The sequence below is a fragment of the Candidatus Thermoplasmatota archaeon genome (assembly GCA_018814355.1).
Classification (GTDB): Archaea; Thermoplasmatota; Thermoplasmata; order UBA10834; family UBA10834; genus COMBO-56-21.
On sequence record JAHIZT010000080.1, the window covers coordinates 18,354 to 36,108 of the forward strand.

Consider the following 17,755-nt stretch of genomic DNA (forward strand, 5'->3'; position numbering starts at 1 on the left):
AGTGGGGGCAGGGGGATTTGAACCCCCATCGACGGGTTTCCACCAGGCGGAGAGCGACTCCGCCCGTTTCGAACATGGGTCATCGCTCCAGTTATTCATCACTGGTCAGCAAACCCAACGGAAATCATTCCCATAACTGGAGCCCGTAAGGATACCAGACTACCCCATACCCCCAGGTGGTTTGCACTAGGGAATCTACTTCTTACGCATCTTCTGGGCTCTCTTCCGCCTTCGCATCTTCTTCTTGCGCCATTTCCAGCGCTGCTTCCCGCGTTTCTTCCAGGCTCTTGAGCTCCGTTTCATGCGTTAGACTCCCTTGTGCCTTCTGGCCGTACACCGTTCCTTTTTATATTCCTTTTGGCGCGGCTAGCGGGCCGGTCGGGAGTTTCGGGCGTTTTGAACGCCATTCGAACCCGAGACCACTGGCTTTCTTCTGCTCAATCAGAGCTTAGAAGGCCAGTGCTATATCCTGGCTAAGCCACCGGCCCATCTGGCCGCGGTCTAGATGAAGCACTATTCTATTAAACCTTGGCCGGAGCAAACAACGCGCGCAGACTCCTTCTTTACAGTTGGCTGCGATTCTCTTCTCAACGTCTATAAGCTGCAATCATATTCAGGTGTCCAATGGCCAACGTGGAAATAGTCGAGCTCAAGAGAATGGATCTTCGGAACGCTGTCATAATAGACGGATTCCCGAGCATCGGCCTTGTCAGCTCGATCGTCGCGAACTACCTCATCGCCCTCCTGAAGCTGGAGTACGTCGCAGTCATGGATTCCGATTCGTTCCCGACGCTGTCCCTGATCAGGAACGGCGAGCCACTGGGCCCTGCGAGGGTCTATGCAAGATCGGAGATTAAGCCTGGTGAGCAACAGGTGGTCGTATTCTCGACGGAGCTCCAGCCTTCAGCGAACCTTCTCAGGGACATCGGAACCGCGATAATCGATTTCGGAACCCAGCAGAAGTGCAAGCTCATAATCTCATCCGGCGGCCTGATCGTGGAGAGGGACGAAGACGCGGAAGACGAGAAGGGCGAGATAGCCGTATACGGGATAGGTAGCACTCAGGCCGCCCAGAAGCTGCTCCTCGAGGCAGACGCTGAGCCCTTCTTGGAGGGCGTCATCTCAGGGACCGCAGGAGTGCTGCTCAACGAGGGCAAGCGTCGCGGGATGGACGTCATCACGCTCCTCGCAGAGGCCCGCCCTGATGCCGCAGATGCAAGGGCAGCAGCTCTCATACTGTCGGCAATCGACCAGATGGTGCTTCATCTCAATCTCAACGTGGAACCGCTGTGCAAAGAGGCGGAGAGGCTGGAGGCCCAGCTGAAAGTGCTGCACAAGGAAACTGCTCGGAAGAGCAGAGGCCCGGAAGTCCAAGTGAGCTACGGCTGAGCGGCTCTTGGGCAGGCGGCTGGCGAACGTTGAATGTTGTGCAACCGAAAGCCGTTGAATGTGGGAGTTTCGCTCTCAGACCACCCGAAGTCCCTTCGAAAGGAATATCTATAGTTTCAACTATGCACGAATGAAAGCGCATTTGTTAGCATGAACTTCGAGGTATCAACATGACAGCGGAAAAGGCTTCAATAAGGACGGCCGAGGTCCCCGGACCGAAGTCCGTCGAGCTCGGCAAGTTGAGGGAGAAGTATCTGTCGAAGGCGGTGGGGATCGTTGCACCGATCTACATCGAGAAGGCCGAGGGCTCTCTGTTCTACGATGTCGATGGCAACTCGTTCATCGACATGGGCAGCGGGATCGGCGTTCTGAACGTCGGCAACAGGCCGAAAGAGGTCGTTGCCGCGGTGAAGAAGCAGGCGGACCAGTTCCTCCATGTCTGTTTTCAGGTGACTCCATATGAGAACTATCTGAGACTGTGCGAGAAGCTTGCCAACATTGCGCCTCACCCGGGCCTGTCGAAATCGGTCCTGTACAACTCTGGCGCCGAGGCGGTCGAGAACTCTATCAAGATCTCAAGACACTATACGAAGAAGCCTGCGGCATTCTCATTCGTTCATGCGTTCCATGGAAGGACGATGATGGCCATGGCGCTGACGTCGAAGGAGATGCCATACAAGGCCGGGTTCGGCCCGCTTCCTGAGACATACAAGGTGGAGTTCGCCTACTGTTACAGATGCCCGTTCAAGATGGAGTATCCTGGATGTGGCGTCGCATGCGCGGACAAGATCGACGAGGTCTGGTCGAGCCCGCAGTTCCAGGGCAAGGTCGCCGCCATCATCGGTGAACCGATCGCTGGCGAAGGCGGGTTCATCGTTCCCCCGAAGGAGTTCTACGCCAAGGTCACGAAGATATGCAAGAAGCACGGCGTGGTCTATGTCGATGACGAGATCCAGACTGGCGCTGGAAGGACTGGGAAGATGTGGGCGATACAGCACTGGTCGGGCGTGGAGCCGGACATCCTTGTCACGGGCAAGGGCATTGGAGGCGGGTTCCCTATCTCTGCAACGACCGGCAGGCCGGAGATAATGGATGCCCCGCAGGTCGGAGGCCTGGGCGGCACTTTCGGAGGCAATCCCGTGGGATGCGCTGCGGCGCTGGCGCAGTTCGACATCATAGAGAAGAACCTGAAGAACGTCCCGAGGGTGAACGCGTATATCACTAAGAGGCTCAACGACATGCAGTCCAGGTTCCCCATCATCGGCGATATCAGGGGAATGGGCGCGATGATGGCAATCGAGCTCGTCAGCGATCCGAAGACCAAGGAGCCTGCTGCCAAGGAGACGAAGGCCATCGGCGCAGCCGCCCTCAAGAAGGGTATGGTGCTCCTGAGCTGCGGCACGTTCGGCAATGTGATCAGGATGCATCCGTCGATGATCATGCCGGATGACATTCTCGAGCAGGCCATGGATATCCTCGAGGCCAGCATCGAGGAAGTGACGAAGTCACCTTGATCTGTCACAAGGCCTGACGGCCGCGAAACCACTTAAGTCCCCTTTCATTCTTTCAATGGTCGAACGCTAGATGCAGTGCCGGCTCCATTGAATGACCGTTCTCTCCGTGTGCTTTGTAGAAATCCTCGATGAAGAGCAAAAAGAGAGTCTCCATCCTCCCCGAGTTGTATGAAAATGCCCGGAACACGAGCTCCTTATGCTGCTGGCTCGGGACGCGAGCCAGCACATGCGACCCCATCTTCCGCTTCTCCACCGAGAACACCGTCTCCACCTTCGGCCGGTGGCCGTCGTATCCCTTCTGATCGAAGTCCCTCCTCTGTCTCCTCCGCCGCTTTCCCCTCATCTTAATCTTCGGACGCGATGCCGCGCGCACGGGTATCGCCGTCCTCGCGCCCAGGATGTCCTGGGCGTACTCGTGGTTCGATTCCGCGTCGTAGCCTTTGTCGGCGACGATCAGCTTCACTGGAAGCCCGGCTGGCCGGACCTTCTTAAGAGTCCAGATGAAGTCCGGCGAGTCGTTCGACGGACCTCGCCTGAACTTCACAGCAACTATGAGCTGCTTCCTCGTCTCCACGACCGCGGTCTGCTTCAAGAAACGACGCGTCGGGACACCTCGCCTGTGTCCTCCCAGAGCGCTTTTCCTGAACTCGAGAACGCGGGTGTAGTACGTGCTCGCGGACGTCGAGCTGAACCCCGTCGAGTCGACCGCTAGATAGAGAACCCTGACCCTCGCCTCCTCCAAGAACGCAAGGAGGAGGCGCTCCAGCCTCCTCGTCTCCGCCCTCTTCGAGAACTTGTGCAGCGTCGTCCAATGAGGCACCTTCCTCAGCCCAAGCTCTTCGAGGATCTCGGTGCAGACCTCGAGGACCTCACAGAAATCCCTGTACGACTTCCTGAAATGCTGGCGGAGCGCCAGCAGGACCACATGCTGGTGGTCCGTGTACACGTGATTCGCGTACTTCGATCCTCGAAGAGGGTATCGAGCCCTCTTCAAAACCCTCTTCTGACGACGAACGATGCGAACCAGTTTATGCTGGTTCGCTTTCTTCCCATCCCACGGCACAGGGCCATCCCATCCTAGGAGCCAGTGATCCCGCAAGAAGATCATGGCTGGCTCCTGGAAGGGGCCATGCTGTGCCGACGTTTCTACCTTTCCGGGATGTCGCTTTTCATAGGGTTTCTACAGAGCATCTCCGTGCAAAGTATCAAATAGGCTTTCAGTATTTCAAGTGTGCTTTAAGGCAGAAAACGCCCTTGGCACCCGCCATATGTGCGCGCGCCCGGGAGCGTAAAAAGGAGAGAACTGACATGGCATCTAAGACAGGAAGCGCGTTTGATTGGAAGGTCTGGATGGTAATTGCGATAGTCGCATCATCCGTGATAGGGTTCTCGGCCGGGTATGTCCTGGGCGGGGCGCAGAAGAAGGTCATACTGAGCATCGTCGACGACTACGGAAGGACCGTGGAGCTAAAAGGCGTCCCGCAGAGGATCGTCTCCGCCGCTCCATCTCCCACCGAGATACTGTTCGCTGTAGGCGCCGGCGCACATGTTGTCGGGGTCGACAACTACAGCGACTATCCCGCGGAGGTCAAGAGCCTCCCGCAGATAGGCTCGTACACTCTCAACATCGAGGTCATCATGAGCCTCAAGCCTGATCTGATCGTCTGCAGCGACCTCGTTCCGAGGCTTCAGCTGGACCAACTGGAAGCGCAGGGGATCCCTTACTTCATATTCGCGGCAAGGACGATGGAGGACGTGATCAAGGACCTGAGACTCGCGGGAAGTCTGACCGGTCATTCGCTCGAGGCCGAGTCCGCGGTCGCCAGTCTGCAGGCAAGGGTCAATGCAGTTACGAACAAGACCCTCGCCGTCGGCGTCGAGAAACCCAGGACCTACATCGAGTACTACCCACTCTGGACATACGGGCCAGGCTCATTCGGAGACGACTTGATAAGGTTGGCCGGTGGCACCAACATAGCTTCCAACGCGAGCAACGAATACCCTGAGCTCACACCTGAGTTCATCATCGCGCAGAACCCAGAGATCATTGTCTACACTGTGGGTCCCATGACCACAACGGTCGCTGCCGACTTTGCAGCTAGGGCGCATTGGGACAGCATCTATGCCGTGTCGCACGACAAGATCTACTCGCTGGATGACAACCTCATGAGCAGGTACGGACCGAGGGTCGTGGATGGCCTGGAACAGCTTGCGGAGATAATACACCCAGAGCTTTTCACCTGAGTCAGAGCCGAAGGTGGTCGCACTGATCGGAACCGGGTTGCCCACCGATGACGGGCAGGCTCCCACGCGCTTGAGGGGCAAGCGATTCCTTATCATATGCGCGCTGGGCGCTCTCCTCGTCATAACAGCTTTCATAGCCATACTGGTGGGCACGCTCGGCCCGATAGGCCCGGGGATCCCAGAGAAGATCACGTTTTCAGAAGCGGTGAAGGGGATCTTCACCAATTCCAAATATCACTGGGTTTTTTGGAATGTGAGGATGCCAAGAGTTCTCTTGGCGGGGTTGGTCGGAGCCGCCCTCGCGTGCTCGGGCACTGCGATGCAAGCGATTTTCAGGAACTCGATGGCCGATCCCTTCGTGATCGGGGTCTCATCCGGAGCTGCCGTTGGCGCCACGGTCGCAGGGATGCTGGGACTGGGAGCGGTGCTTGGAATCCTCGCCGCCCCGATGTTCGCATTCGTGTCGGCGGTTGTCGCCGCCTTTTCTGTCTATGCGCTCGGCTCTGTGAGAGGCAAGGTCTATGTCGATTCCCTGCTTCTCTCTGGGGTGGCGGTCGCGGCCTTCCTCGGAGCGATAGTCTCATTCCTGATATACTTCGCGAGACTGCAGTATCACCAGCTGATCTTCTGGCTCCTTGGGAGCCTTACTCTTGCGAGCTGGGACATTGTGCAGATCCTTGTGTTCCCGGTGATTGCTGGAGCTGTTGTCGTCTTCCTCTACGGCAGAGATCTGGACGCGTTGTTGCTGGGCGAGGAGACCGCGCACAATCTCGGCGCCAACCCCGAGTTCCTGAAGAAGTTGATGCTATTCGTGTCGGCGCTGATGGCTGCCGCCGCAGTGGCGTTCGTCGGAGTCATAGGTTTTGTCGGCCTGATAATACCGCACATATCGAGATTGATTGTCGGGTCGAACCATAGGACCCTGGTGCCCGCTGCCACTCTAGCCGGGGCGATCTTCCTCATAGCGGCGGACATGCTAGCTCGGACGGCTGTGGCGCCGACGGAGCTGCCTGTGGGAATCATCACCGCGCTCTGCGGCGGACCTTTCTTCCTGTACCTGCTCCGCAGAAACAGCATGGGGCGTGAGCGGTGATGTCTCTGGCAGTCAGAGAGCTATCGTTCTCGTTCGGAGATGTCCAGGTATTGAAGAAAGTCACGTTCAAGGTCGCGCCTGGAGAGTTCATAGGCATCATGGGCCCGAACGGGTCTGGGAAGACGACGCTCTTGAGGTGCATCACCAAGTTCCTGCCGTCGGAGAACGACATGATACTCGTTGAATCGAAGCCCCTGAACGGCTTCACTCCGGCCGATATGGCGAAGACCTTTGCGGTCGTGCCGCAGAGCTCGGCCACCGATTTCCCATTCACCGTTCACGACATCGTGATGATGGGTAGGATACCGCACATCGGAAGCAGGCTGTCTGGAGAAACCAGGCGGGACGTTGACATCGTCCGACAGTCGATGAAGAGGACCAACACCCTTCAGTTCGCGAAGCGCATCTTCTCTGAGCTCAGCGGCGGCGAGAGACAAAGGGTGATAATCGCAAGAGCGATTGCGCAGAAGCCCAAGGTGCTCTTGCTGGACGAGCCCACGGTATATCTCGACATAAGCGGGCAGATCGAGATCATGGATCTACTCAAAACCCTGAACAGAGAGGAGGGGATCACCACGATCGCTGTTCTTCACGATGTCAACCTCGCCGCTCGGTACTGTGACCGGATAGCTCTCCTCAGCCAAGGCAGGCTGGAGGCGATAGGTGGTCCCAAGGAGGTCCTGACTGCGGAGACGATTCAGAGCGTCTACGGAGTCGATGTATCGGTCAGGAGGGATCCCTTGACCCAGGCAGTCTACATCATGCCTCATTCACCGACAATCACGATTCACAAGCACGGGACTAGGGTGCATCTTCTGTGCGGAGGAGGGACGGGCGGGGTCATAATGAAGTCTCTGCACGATGGTGGTTACTCCCTTTCTGCAGGCGTTCTCAACGTCCTCGATTCTGACTATGAGAACGCGAAGGACATGCATATCCCAGTGGTGGCCGAGGTCCCCTTTGCCCCCATCAGCCCCGAGAATCACGCAGAGAACCTGGCCCTTATCGATGAATCGATAGCTGTCGTTGTGTCGCCCTTCCCAGTTGGCCCGGGAAACATAAGGAACCTCGAGGCCGCAACTCATGCTCTGCGGTCCGGCAAGAAGGTATTCCTGATGCATCATGAAGGAGCCCTATCAGTGGACTTCGTCGACGGAAGGGCCGATGCGCTCATCAAGGGATTGATTAGCTCGGGAGCCACTGTCGTTGCCGATATGGAGGAGCTCCTCTCAAAGCTGGCGAAGAGAGGAGGATGAGCCATGAACGGCCAACCGCTGCGCGACCTGAAACGGAACACCGAACTCCTGATCCTGGTTGAAGTGCTGAAGTCCCCGTCGATAAGGATGAAGGAGATAGCCAACCGGCTACACGTCACCGTGCAGGCGGTAAGCCAGTACATCTCTTCTATGAAACGGGAAGGATTGCTCAAGGAACAGCGAGGCATCCTCAGACCCACCAGGAAGGGCATGCAGATCGCCCAGGAACACTTCACCTCCCTGAAGGAGCAAGTCGATGCGGTCCTCAGACGGATAAGCGTGATCGACAGATGCGTCGCGATTGCGGGGAAGAAGATCAGGAAGGACCAGTCGGTCGGTTTGATCATGGAGGACGGCATGCTAATGGCCTTTCCAGACAGGGAGGCGGCATCCACAGGGAAGGCAATAGAGGATGCCGATGAGGGAGACGATGTCCTTGTGAGTCGGTTGGAGGGTATCGTGGATCTCGAGCTCGGGAAGCTCCTGATCGTGGAGACGCCGTCTGAGGAGAGCGGCGGCTCCAAGAATGCTAGTGTCGATAGGGTCAGGGACAAGATAGAGGAGCTCTCCCCCGGTCTGCTCGTCGCTGGTGATGCGACAGGCGCTGCCTTGCTCATGAAGACGAGCGGTGAGTTCTTCACGATCCATGCGCCAGTGGAATCTTCAATGAGCGCGCTCAGCAAGGGCGTCGACGTTGTGTTCTGCGGCACGCGCGATTCCGTCGACCAGATCCTGGCGGCCGTGTCCGACCTGAAGAGAGAGAGCGGCTACGAGATAGAATGGAAATCGTACAAAGCCTAGCGAAAAAAGGAATCAAGTCTAAATCCACCTAGGCCGATTGCTCGCCAAGGTGAAATTGTGGAAGTGGTAGAAGCCATTCATGCCAGACGAGCGAAAAGAGCGCTTCAGGACAAGCCTGTGGAGGACGATAAGATTGACGCCTTGGTCGAAGCCGTCAGATTCTCGGCCTCGTGCAACAACAACCAGCCTTGGCGTATCGTTATCTGCAAGGGCAAGGAGGCTCTGGCTGCGATCAAGGGCGCTCTCCCAAAGGGGAATGTTTGGGCCACCCGGGTGCCCGTGATCATGGTCGTGTCCGCGAAACCAGTGGACGACTGCCAGCTCCCGGATAGAAGGGATTACTTCCTGTTCTCGACCGGTCTGGCCATAGGTCAGCTCGAGCTCAGGGCGACGGAGCTCGGACTGGTCGCGCACCCGATCGCCGGATATGACCCATTGAAGGCGAAAGCGATCCTGGGGATCCCCGAGGAGTACGTCGTCATAACGTTCGTCATAGTCGGCTACCCTGGGGGCGACGACTCTCTACTGTCGGACAAGCAGAAGGCCAACGAACTGACTAGGCCGGAGAGGAAGCCCATAGGAGAGAATTTCTTCATCGACAAGTGGGGCGCCCCCTACCGTTAAATACCCACCTGCTAGAACCTCAGGTGTCCAGTCAAAAGCCTTATGAGACCGATAGGCTTCCCCAGTCAGGGCCCTGGAGGCCTTCTTCATGATCAGACTCTACTGTGCAACAGAGGGCGAACTCAGCCCTATCGAGACCAAGAGGCTGAAAGACGCCCTCTGGATCGATGCCGTCGCGCCCACTCCGGAAGAGGTGGAGCTCCTGCACAAGGAGTTCAAGATAGACCTTCAGGACGTTGCGGACTGCCTCGACCCCAACGAGCGGTCCAGGGTGGAGAATGAGGAGACCTATGACCTCCTGGTCCTCAGGAGCGTCCTGACTGAGGAGAGGAATGGGGACCATCACAACGACAGGATCCAGACGATGCCAATCGGCATATTCCTCACTCCTGGCAGAGTGGTCACCGTCAGGATAGGCTCGACGTTCACATACCAGGAGATCACCTCGGATCTCAAACGCAAGCCGAGGATCGACAACAAGGAGGACCTGTTCCTGGCGCTCATCAGGAAGGTCAACAAGGACATAGAGAGACGCGTCAGGCCGATGGAGCGCAGCATCGCCTCGATCCAGGAGAAGATCCTCACCGCGAAGAGGGGAGAGGTAGCCCCTAGCGCCTTCACGCTCAGCAACGGCTTGATCCTCGTGAACACGGCCCTTCTTTCCAATCTGAACGCGGTCTCGATGCTCCCGAGAGCGAAGCATCTTCATCTGACCAAGGAAAAGATGGACTTGATGGAGGACCTGGAGAACGATGTCGCCCAGCTCTATGAGATGACCACGATCTACAGAGAGATCATGTCCAATGTGTTGAACGCGTACGAATCCACACTTGCAAACAACCTCTCAACCGTGATGAAGACCCTGACGACGATCAGCTTGATCCTGATCCTTCCGATGATGATCGCAGGCTGGTTCAGCATGAACGTGGCCCTTCCGTTCGACAAGGACTCGTTGTTCGCCTTCTGGCTCGTGGTCGGGATCTCGGTAGCGGCTGTCGCCGGGCTCTGGGCCTTCTTCAGATGGAAGCAGATACTCTGAGCGTGTCTCAGAGTACCTTGTTCCCGTTCTCGTACAGGTGTATGCAGTTGACCGGACAGTCTGCGGCAGCATCTCGGGTGCACGCCTCGTCGTCAAGCTCCAGTTCGTCGTTGTCCCCCACCCTCTTCCCGCCCTTCAGGGTGGCCAAGCCGTCGGCCGCCATCTCGAAATAGTCCGGGCAGGTCTGCGTGCAGAGCTCGCACCCGCTACAGTCTGGCCTCACGATATCCACTTTGAACTTAGCCATTTCAGTCATCTTCCTATCGGATTCTGTGTCTTCGTAAGCTCCCCAATGACTTATGCTCTTCCCCTGTCTCCTGAGGCTCCCCCTGAGCCAATCTTCACTAGCGCACATTTGGGAGTAAAAGCTAAGGCATGTTCTACCGCTCCACGGGGTGCGCTCTTAGGGGGGTTGCGAAACGGCCGACGTGCGAAAGTGGGAGAGCAAGAAGATCGGTGTCGTTATCGAGGTCGACTACGACAAGTGTTCTGGGATCGGCCAGTGCGTCTCAGTCTGTCCTTCCAATGTTTACGAGGTTGTGAACGGGAAAACCACATGCCCCAACATCGATGAGTGCATCCAATGCTGCGCATGCCAAGAGGCCTGCCCAGTCAATGCGATCAAGCACCATTCGTGCCAGTGATTGTTGAGTGGCCGGCCCGCTCACGGTTCTACTCAGTTCCTCCAAGAACTGCAACAGGTAGTTCTGCACTTCAGGTCCAGGCAGAATCATGTCCCCTACTCAGTTAGGGATAGAGGTCTTATATAACGGCGTTAAATCATGAGGTCATGACGAATCGAATGGTCAGCTCAAACGAGGACAGGACAATGAGGACGATGGTCACTCTGCTGGTGATCTTGATTGTTGTGGTACCCGTGGTTATGTTCATAGCTATGGGTATTGCTGGGTGGAACCACTCCGGGTTCGGGATGATGGGCTCGTGGGGAGGCGGCTGGGGGCTCATGATGGCCATCCCGGGGGCCATACTGCTAGTCATTATCCTTATCATCGTATTGGTCGCGATTTCGGACAGGCCAGGCCATCAGGCACAATCATGTGTCCCTTATCCCGTTCAATACTACCCACCAGTACCCCCGTTTCCAGTGGTTTCCACCGATGTAATGTCCATCATGGACAGACGCCTGGCGTCCGGCGAGATCTCGATCGAGGAGTACAACAGGATGAAGAGCGAGATACTGAAACGGTGATTCGCCGACTTAATTCTTATCAACTAGGTCGACGTTCACCTACTCATGTCATTTGACTCCAGATTCTTGAAGAGGATCCGTAGGGAGTTCCCAGCAGCGGAAGCAGATCCGAAGGGCCGGAAGAGAGCATTTCTAGACAACGGCGCCGGAACGCTCGTTACAAGGCGAAGCGCAGAGGCCGAGGCGCGCGCCAGGATCGACTGGAGCGCGAACGTGGGCAACGTGTTCCTGGAATCGGTTGGCGCTGCGGATGTCATCTCGGATGGTAGGAAGGCCGTCGCGGACCTCCTCAGGGCCGAGGGACCAGAAAACATCATATCTGGCGAGTCGTGCACGAGCCTCCTGTTCAACCTGAGCTATGCTCTGAGCCGGAACCTAAAGGGCGAGGAGAACATCGTCGCCTCCGGTTACGAGCACTTCGCGAACATCAACCCGTGGGCCGAGCTCGGCGGGATGGGTATGATAAAGGAGCTCAAGTTCTCGAAGTTCAACCTTGAGACCGGCGTGTTGGACCTGGAGGACCTAGAGGGGCTGGTCAACAAGGATACAAAGGTGGTCACCGTCGCAGCCGCCTCCAACGTCCTGGGCTCGAGATCGGACCTCATCGAGATCGGGAAGATCGCTAACGAAGTGTGTGCGCTCTTCGTTGTCGACGCTGTGCATCACATTGCGCATGGTCCGACAGATGTGAAGAAGATCGGATGCGACGCGCTCGTGTTCTCAGGCTACAAGCTGTTCTCGAGGCACGGGAGCTTCATGTACATGAAGCCAGAATGGATCGAGAAGCTGCACCCTTACAAGGTGGACCCGTCTCCCAAGCACGGACCGGAGAAGTGGGAGCTGGGCACGAGGGACCAGGCGATGTTCGCAGCCGTGAAGGGCGTCATCGATTACCTGCTGTGGCTCGGCAATCCCACGGCCAAGGTCATGCCGAAGCCGGGTCCACAGAGGGCTGCGAGGCTCCGGGAGACGATGGAGCAGATCGAGGTGTACGAGAAGGAGCTCTCGAGGGTCGTGCTCGACGGCTACGGCAAGCTACCGGGCCTGAGATACATCGAAGGCCTGACTCTCTTCGGCCCGCACGAGATCCGGGCCAAGATAGGCAGGGACCCGACCTTCGCTTTCAAGCTGGATGGCTACGACGACCACGAGCTTTCGAAGGTGCTCTGGGACAAGTATGCCATCGCAATAGGAGCCGAGGACTACTATTCCAGGGTCCCTGCTCTCTACGACACCAAGACGATGGCTAGAGCCACCTTCGTGCACTACAACACGAAGGAAGAGGCCCTGAAGCTACTCAAGGCGTTGAACGAGCTCTCAGCGGCGAAGAAGAAGTGAGAAATAAGAAAAGGGAAGGGGTTTGAGCGGGTCCAAGCTACTTCTTGTTGTAGTACTTGGCCCACTCGCCCGGCTGTGAGCTCATGGTCTTCTCGTAGTTCTGCTGGACCTTCTGTCCCGGCTTCTTCTCCATCATCACGAGCACGACCACCGCGATTATCACGATGGTCATGGCCAATGCTCCTATTACGAGCAGCCCGACGGGGAAGGTCTTGGTCTGGCCGCCGATGTCCACCAGGGCATCAGCGGAGAAGGTCGGGTCGTGGACTATCATTGAACCGCCCGGATAGGATATGCCGCCTAGGACCCCGAATCCGGCGAAGACTGCACCGTTCATCGCAACTGCCCAGAACGGGACGCCGCCCATGATCTGCGCATGCAGTTGCTCCTGGTTGCCATCCACCGTCACGTTGGAAACCCATTCAAACTGGCCTATCCTGGTTCTGTCACCGCCGAATGTCAAGGTGGGTTGAGAGAGAGTCCTCGGGCTGCTGTATGTCCCTGTTCTTTCGTCCACATTGATGTTGCCCGATGCGTCCCTGCAGGTCATTGTCCCTGCCTCGTTCATCCGGGCCACCATTGTCAAGCCCATCCAGTTCGCCATTCCGGCCGGCATGTAGTTCCCGATGATTGCCCCGAACTCCATCAGCAGAGATGGGTTGCTGTTCGCGGCATCGAAGTCCCAACCTTGGATGGACTGATCCCACTTCACATGGTAGGTGATCATCTTCCCACTAACGAGGACGTCTTCAAGCCTCTGGGCATCGTAGAACCCCATCATGTTGCCCATCATGCCTCTCTGGACTGTGATCCTCCATTGGGGAAGGCTCGCGTTGTCCACTTGAATCATGTTCGCCTCCAGGTGGAAGGTCAGCGTGAGGTTGTTGAGCTTATCGTCGCCCGTCGCTCCCGTGTAGTTGTCCAAAGCCACGTACGGCAGACCGTTCGCCGTCAGGTCGAAGCTCCAGGTCTTAGAGTCGTCCGTCTCCTCATAGACCACGGGTGACTGGTCCCATGCTGTCTTCAGGTCTACCTTCTTGTAAATCGCCTCGGTGTGTGAGTAGTTGCCCGTGAAGTTGCCGTTCTGGTATATCCGGTGGCCCTGGAGCACGCCGTTGTCGTTGGAGTCGTTGAACTCGAGCATGTCATCGAGTTTCACCGCGTACAGCGTGTAGATCTTTATGGTCTGGTTCTCGACCACGAGTTTTCCCTCCCTGTCATAGACCTGCGCCATGCCCAGGTACCGGGCCTTGATTGCGACGAAGTAGACGTTGTTCACGTTCGTATCAGTACCCCAGACTATCCCGAATGCAGCATCCGTTCCGAACTTCACGAAGAAGTACTTCCCGCCGCCGAGATCAGTCATCGTTCCAGTGTCCGTGGTGAGCTGGTCGGTGAGCTTGATCGGGGCTGCCGATACTGAGCTCGGGATTGCGAAGACCCCGAGCAGCATCAGGAGCACCGCAAACACCGCGCCAGCAGCTGTCGTTGTTCTACCTATCATTCTTGTTCGCCTCCGATTGTGATTTCTATGGATGCAATAACTCGAATGGACAGTATTTGAAGCCTGACAGGCCTTTTGCAGTTGTTTTGCAGCTCTCGGGGCGGCATGATACCCTTTCCGAAAGGAGTATTAGGGCTGTCAATCGTACACGATGACGATGGCGCGTCTCGTGGTCTCTCAGAACGAGCGCTTGCTGCTACATCTCTCGGACCTCGACAGATTCAGGGATGATGCCGAAGTCCCCATGGCTGCGAGCCAGGAGGGGATCGCTCAGAGGCTTCAGATACAGGTGCACAACGCATCGAGGGCGTTGTCGTCCCTTCAGAGCGAGGGGCTGGTGACCGATAGGCTCGCTCATGTCCGCGGCGCTCCGAGGAGACGGAGAGCATACTTCTTGACTGAGAATGGCAGGCAGGTCGCTCAGGCCATTCGTGCGGATGTCTCGAAGCGGTCGGTGGTGTTGGAGCATGATGGAAAGGTTCAGGAGCTCCCGCTCGAGGAGGCTATTAGACGAGCATCCTCTCTCGCCGGGATGACCCCCAGCCTCACTGAAATGATAGATCTAGCCCGGTCGAACGATGTGCTCGTTTTGGAGAACCTGAAGAGACCGCGTGATGCTCCATCATCGTCGGAGTTCATAGTCAGGGCGCACGGAAGGCCTAGGGTGGAATCCTTCTTCGGCCGGGAGGCTGAACGAGAAACCATCTCGAACGCCCTCGCGGGAAAGGACACATGGGTCATCCTGATCTGGGGCATGCCGGGGATAGGAAAGAGCACGCTGGCGTCGAAGCTGTTCGATGAGCTGTCCGGGAAGAGATCGATGTTCTGGTACTCGTTCCGCGAATGGGACACTGAAGCGTCATTCGTCAGTGCGCTCATTGATTTCCTGACTGCTACTGGTAGGAACAACGTTGCAGCCGCCGCGAAGCGCGGTGGTCCAGTCACGGAGCTTTTCGTTCCTCTCGTGAACGACCTCTCAGGCGTTGAACTCATGCTCTTTCTGGACGATGTCCAGAAACCCATGAAGCAGTCGATGGCGATCTTCCCTGTCCTCTTGGAGGCTGCTCGGACGGCCAGGACCAGTAAGCTGTTCCTCATGTCCCGCTCGACCCCTTCGTTCTTCTCCAAGACCGATTCAGGAAACCTCGCGATCGAGCTTTCTGGCCTGGATAGGGACTCCGCATGGAAGATGGCCCAGAGCTTGAATGCCCACGACACCGTGCGCTTGATAGATGCGAGCCACGGCCATCCGCTGCTCATCAATCTGATGGCCAGAGGCACTGTCGGAGAGTCGAAGGGCGATGTTGCGAGCTTCATCGAGCGCGAAGTCTACTCGACCATCTCAGACCAGGAGCGTGGCGTCCTTGAGCTCCTCTCGATCTTCAGGCACCCAGTCCCGCTCGAGGCTATCGACAAAGTCGATTACACAGTCTTGTCTGGGCTGAGGCAGCGCGCCCTCCTGATGGAACAAGAGGACGGGATATGGACTCACGACCTTCTGAGAGAGTTCTTCTCGTCGAGGCCGACTGCGGCTGCAAAGGCGATCTTGCATCGCAGGGCAGCCACGTACTGCGAAGGTCGGCACGATATCGAGTGGAGGCTCGAGACTCTTTACCACTCCGTTGAGGCGGGCGACTGGGAATTTGCACGGTTGATATCACTATCGAACGCTCAGGAGCTCGCGAAGGAGTTCCCAGAGGAGACGCTTTCGCTCGTCTCCAGGATTCCGCGGGGCTCGAGCACTCCAAGAGATTATGCTGAATTGCTCTTTATGCGCGGCCAGCTGCAAGAGTCCCTAGGACATGCTGACCAGGCGCTCGTTGATTTCGAGGAGAGCCTTTCTCTCCTTTCGGCAGAGGGCGATGCCGACAAGAGGGCGCTCGTCCTAGAAACGGTCGCCAAGCTGCAGTCGCAGGTTGAGCGATTGTTTGAGTCTCTTTCCGCACACGAGAAAGCCCTGCGCCTCTACGAGGGATCAGGCGACAAGGAGGGGCAGGCGCGTGAGTGGATGAACATAGGCGGCGTGTATCGCAAGAGAGGGGACTACCCAAAGGCTAGGGATGCGTATTCAAAGGCCTTGTCGCTCGCTACTATGGAAGAGGACAGGCCCGCCCAGGCGGCTTGCATGAACAACCTCGCCATGCTCGATTGGGACGAGGGGAGGCTCAGGGACGCCGAGATGAGGCTCAAGGAATCGGTCAAGCTGGCCCATGCCGTAAGAGACCACGCAGGCGAGGCAAGGAGCCTGGAGAATCTGGCGGAACTGTACAGGGTGCAACTCAAGCTCGGAGACACGACGAACCTGCTGCTCGAATCATCTGAGGCCTTCAGACGAGCTGGGGAGATAGTTGAGTTCAAGAGGCTCCAGGCAGCCTGTGCGGCGTCACTGGGCGAACAGGGGAGATACTCTGAGGGCATTGCGCTCTGCTCTAGGGTCTTGGAGAGGCCGGAGTTGAAGCGTCGCAAAGGCCTTTTCCAGAAATCCCCAAGACACGACAAGGGAGACGTCGCGCTCTCTGGAACGTTAATCGACCTCATGCGCGGATCGGGAAACCTGAAAGGGGCTCAGAGGGAGCTCGCCAGGTACACTTCTATGGCGGACGAATTGGGCGATTCAAATGCTGTTGCCAAGGGGAAGTTGCTTCGAGCTCTGGTGCATGAGGATTCGGGCGACCTTGACTCTGCAGCACATTCGTTGGGCGAGGCGGAGGTTCTTCTCCGGGCGACTGGTAACAGCGAGGGCCTGATCGCGGTTCATATGAGACGGGGCACAGTGGAAGAGAAGAGAGGGAATGATCCCGAGGCCGCGAATCACTACCAAGAGGCAGCTCGCCACGCCGAAACCGTCAACAACAATTATGCGCTCGAGCTCGCGCTCGAGAATCTGGATTCTGTGAAGAAGCGACCAACTTGAGTGCAGTACCCGGATTGGTGGTAAGGTCGAGACGCCCTTGACTAGGGCGTCGACTCTTTGACTATGCGTGAGTGTGGACCGGACGAGCATTGGACTCGCTCGAGCCAGACATTTACCATTTCGGTTCAATCAAAGCGGAATTGCGCCAAGGCGTTCTCAAACCATATCTCGTTTTGCTTTCTTGAGAACAGATTCACCAATGTCGTAGGAGGCTGTCTACATGCTTTGTCGTACGGCTCTTATCCAATCGGAGAACGGTGTTCAGGCAGGCGTGGCGAGTTGAATCACCTTGGTCAACAAGTTGGGGGAATCCTGGCCGTCTCCCATTCGAATGAGTTCTAGTGCATCGAAAACCGTACCTGACCAGGGACCCGTGGTATCTGCTGAGTTATGCAGTGGATTTCTCCTCCGCCCACGCCGATATACTCGGACCTTACTCCTACGACCTCGTGGTCCGGGAAGAGGCCTCCCAAGATCTCCAAAGCCGTCCTGTCAGTAGGTTCGCCAAACGTCGGAGCAACAATCCCACCAGTCCCGATGTAGAAGTTCGTATAGCAGGGAGCGATTCTATTCCCAGCAATCTCTCTCAGCTTCGGCATCGGGAAGTCGATTATCTCAATTGAGCGCCCCCTGGCATCGCTCATCGTCTCCAATCGATCCCGGTTGTCTCTCATGATTGCATGGTTCGGGTCAGATTCATTCTCTGTCGAAGCTAGGACCACCTTGGACGGACGAACGAAGGCGGCAATCCCATCGATGTGACCGTCTATCATGGATTTGTGTATTCCTTGTCTGAGCCAGAGTACCTTTCGCACTCCGAGGAATGATC

16 protein-coding genes and 2 tRNA genes are annotated in these 17,755 nt (G+C 57.0%); 12 read left to right on the top strand and 6 right to left on the bottom strand.

Annotation, left to right across the window (positions count from 1 at the left end; genetic code table 11):
• Window positions 1–2: 2 nt before the first annotated feature.
• A tRNA-Trp gene (locus KJ653_05825) sits at window positions 3–174 on the bottom strand.
• Between the two features lie 196 nt (window positions 175–370).
• Window positions 371–488 (bottom strand) — tRNA-Arg (locus KJ653_05830).
• 136 nt (window positions 489–624) lie between these two features.
• Here KJ653_05830 and KJ653_05835 point away from each other — a divergent pair.
• Together KJ653_05835 and KJ653_05840 are read left to right on the top strand one after the other, a co-directional pair.
• Window positions 625–1,389: a PAC2 family protein gene (locus tag KJ653_05835; protein ID MBU0685349.1), complete on the top strand. Its 765-nt coding sequence runs from the start codon at window positions 625–627 to the stop codon at window positions 1,387–1,389.
• A 170-nt stretch (window positions 1,390–1,559) separates the two neighbouring features.
• On the top strand, window positions 1,560–2,903 hold the full coding sequence (locus KJ653_05840; GenBank protein ID MBU0685350.1) for an aspartate aminotransferase family protein: 1,344 nt from the start codon (window positions 1,560–1,562) through the stop codon (window positions 2,901–2,903).
• Window positions 2,904–2,955: 52 nt separating this feature from the next.
• Here the strand turns inward: KJ653_05840 and KJ653_05845 are convergent, their stop codons facing one another.
• A complete protein-coding gene (locus KJ653_05845; protein ID MBU0685351.1) occupies window positions 2,956–4,011 on the bottom strand; it encodes a transposase in 1,056 nt (351 codons plus the stop codon).
• Window positions 4,012–4,211: 200 nt separating this feature from the next.
• On the opposite strand from KJ653_05845, the gene KJ653_05850 reads away from it, so the two are divergent.
• The 6 genes from KJ653_05850 (at window position 4,212) to KJ653_05875 (ending at window position 9,960) form a co-directional block, all read left to right on the top strand.
• Window positions 4,212–5,147, top strand: coding sequence for a cobalamin-binding protein (locus KJ653_05850; GenBank protein MBU0685352.1), 936 nt, complete (start codon window positions 4,212–4,214; stop codon window positions 5,145–5,147).
• 13 nt (window positions 5,148–5,160) lie between these two features.
• Entirely contained in the window at window positions 5,161–6,240 is a 1,080-nt protein-coding gene (locus KJ653_05855) for an iron chelate uptake ABC transporter family permease subunit (protein MBU0685353.1), read from the top strand.
• Window positions 6,240–7,496 (top strand): heme ABC transporter ATP-binding protein, encoded by a 1,257-nt coding sequence (locus KJ653_05860; GenBank protein ID MBU0685354.1) that lies wholly within the window; start codon window positions 6,240–6,242, stop codon window positions 7,494–7,496. Before KJ653_05855 ends, KJ653_05860 begins: the two co-directional genes overlap by 1 nt.
• A gap of 3 nt (window positions 7,497–7,499) precedes the next feature.
• The gene (locus tag KJ653_05865; protein MBU0685355.1) at window positions 7,500–8,297 is read left to right on the top strand and encodes a winged helix-turn-helix transcriptional regulator; all 798 of its coding nucleotides are present in this window, start codon (window positions 7,500–7,502) and stop codon (window positions 8,295–8,297) included.
• A gap of 63 nt (window positions 8,298–8,360) precedes the next feature.
• On the top strand, window positions 8,361–8,921 hold the full coding sequence (locus tag KJ653_05870) for a nitroreductase family protein (GenBank protein MBU0685356.1): 561 nt from the start codon (window positions 8,361–8,363) through the stop codon (window positions 8,919–8,921).
• Window positions 8,922–9,009: 88 nt separating this feature from the next.
• Window positions 9,010–9,960, top strand: coding sequence for a magnesium transporter CorA family protein (locus tag KJ653_05875; protein MBU0685357.1), 951 nt, complete (start codon window positions 9,010–9,012; stop codon window positions 9,958–9,960).
• Window positions 9,961–9,967: 7 nt separating this feature from the next.
• Here KJ653_05875 and KJ653_05880 read toward each other — a convergent pair whose 3' ends face one another.
• The gene (locus KJ653_05880) at window positions 9,968–10,207 is read right to left on the bottom strand and encodes a ferredoxin (GenBank protein MBU0685358.1); all 240 of its coding nucleotides are present in this window, start codon (window positions 10,205–10,207) and stop codon (window positions 9,968–9,970) included.
• 205 nt (window positions 10,208–10,412) lie between these two features.
• Here KJ653_05880 and KJ653_05885 point away from each other — a divergent pair, with 205 nt between their 5' ends.
• The 3 genes from KJ653_05885 (at window position 10,413) to KJ653_05895 (ending at window position 12,508) form a co-directional block, all read left to right on the top strand.
• Window positions 10,413–10,604 carry a 4Fe-4S binding protein gene (locus KJ653_05885; GenBank protein ID MBU0685359.1) on the top strand — a complete coding sequence of 64 codons (192 nt, stop codon included), beginning with the start codon at window positions 10,413–10,415 and terminating at the stop codon, window positions 10,602–10,604.
• A 146-nt stretch (window positions 10,605–10,750) separates the two neighbouring features.
• Window positions 10,751–11,170 (top strand): SHOCT domain-containing protein, encoded by a 420-nt coding sequence (locus KJ653_05890; GenBank protein ID MBU0685360.1) that lies wholly within the window; start codon window positions 10,751–10,753, stop codon window positions 11,168–11,170.
• Window positions 11,171–11,215: 45 nt separating this feature from the next.
• Complete coding sequence (locus KJ653_05895; GenBank protein MBU0685361.1) at window positions 11,216–12,508, top strand: aminotransferase class V-fold PLP-dependent enzyme; 1,293 nt, start codon at window positions 11,216–11,218, stop codon at window positions 12,506–12,508.
• Between the two features lie 37 nt (window positions 12,509–12,545).
• Here the strand turns inward: KJ653_05895 and KJ653_05900 are convergent, their stop codons facing one another.
• Entirely contained in the window at window positions 12,546–14,012 is a 1,467-nt protein-coding gene (locus tag KJ653_05900; GenBank protein ID MBU0685362.1) for a hypothetical protein, read from the bottom strand.
• 157 nt (window positions 14,013–14,169) lie between these two features.
• Between KJ653_05900 and KJ653_05905 the strand changes: the two genes are divergently transcribed.
• Entirely contained in the window at window positions 14,170–16,926 is a 2,757-nt protein-coding gene (locus KJ653_05905; protein MBU0685363.1) for an ATP-binding protein, read from the top strand.
• Window positions 16,927–17,264: 338 nt separating this feature from the next.
• Here KJ653_05905 and KJ653_05910 read toward each other — a convergent pair.
• Window positions 17,265–17,755 (bottom strand): agmatine deiminase family protein (locus KJ653_05910; GenBank protein MBU0685364.1); only part of this gene is annotated, 491 nt, incomplete at its 5' end.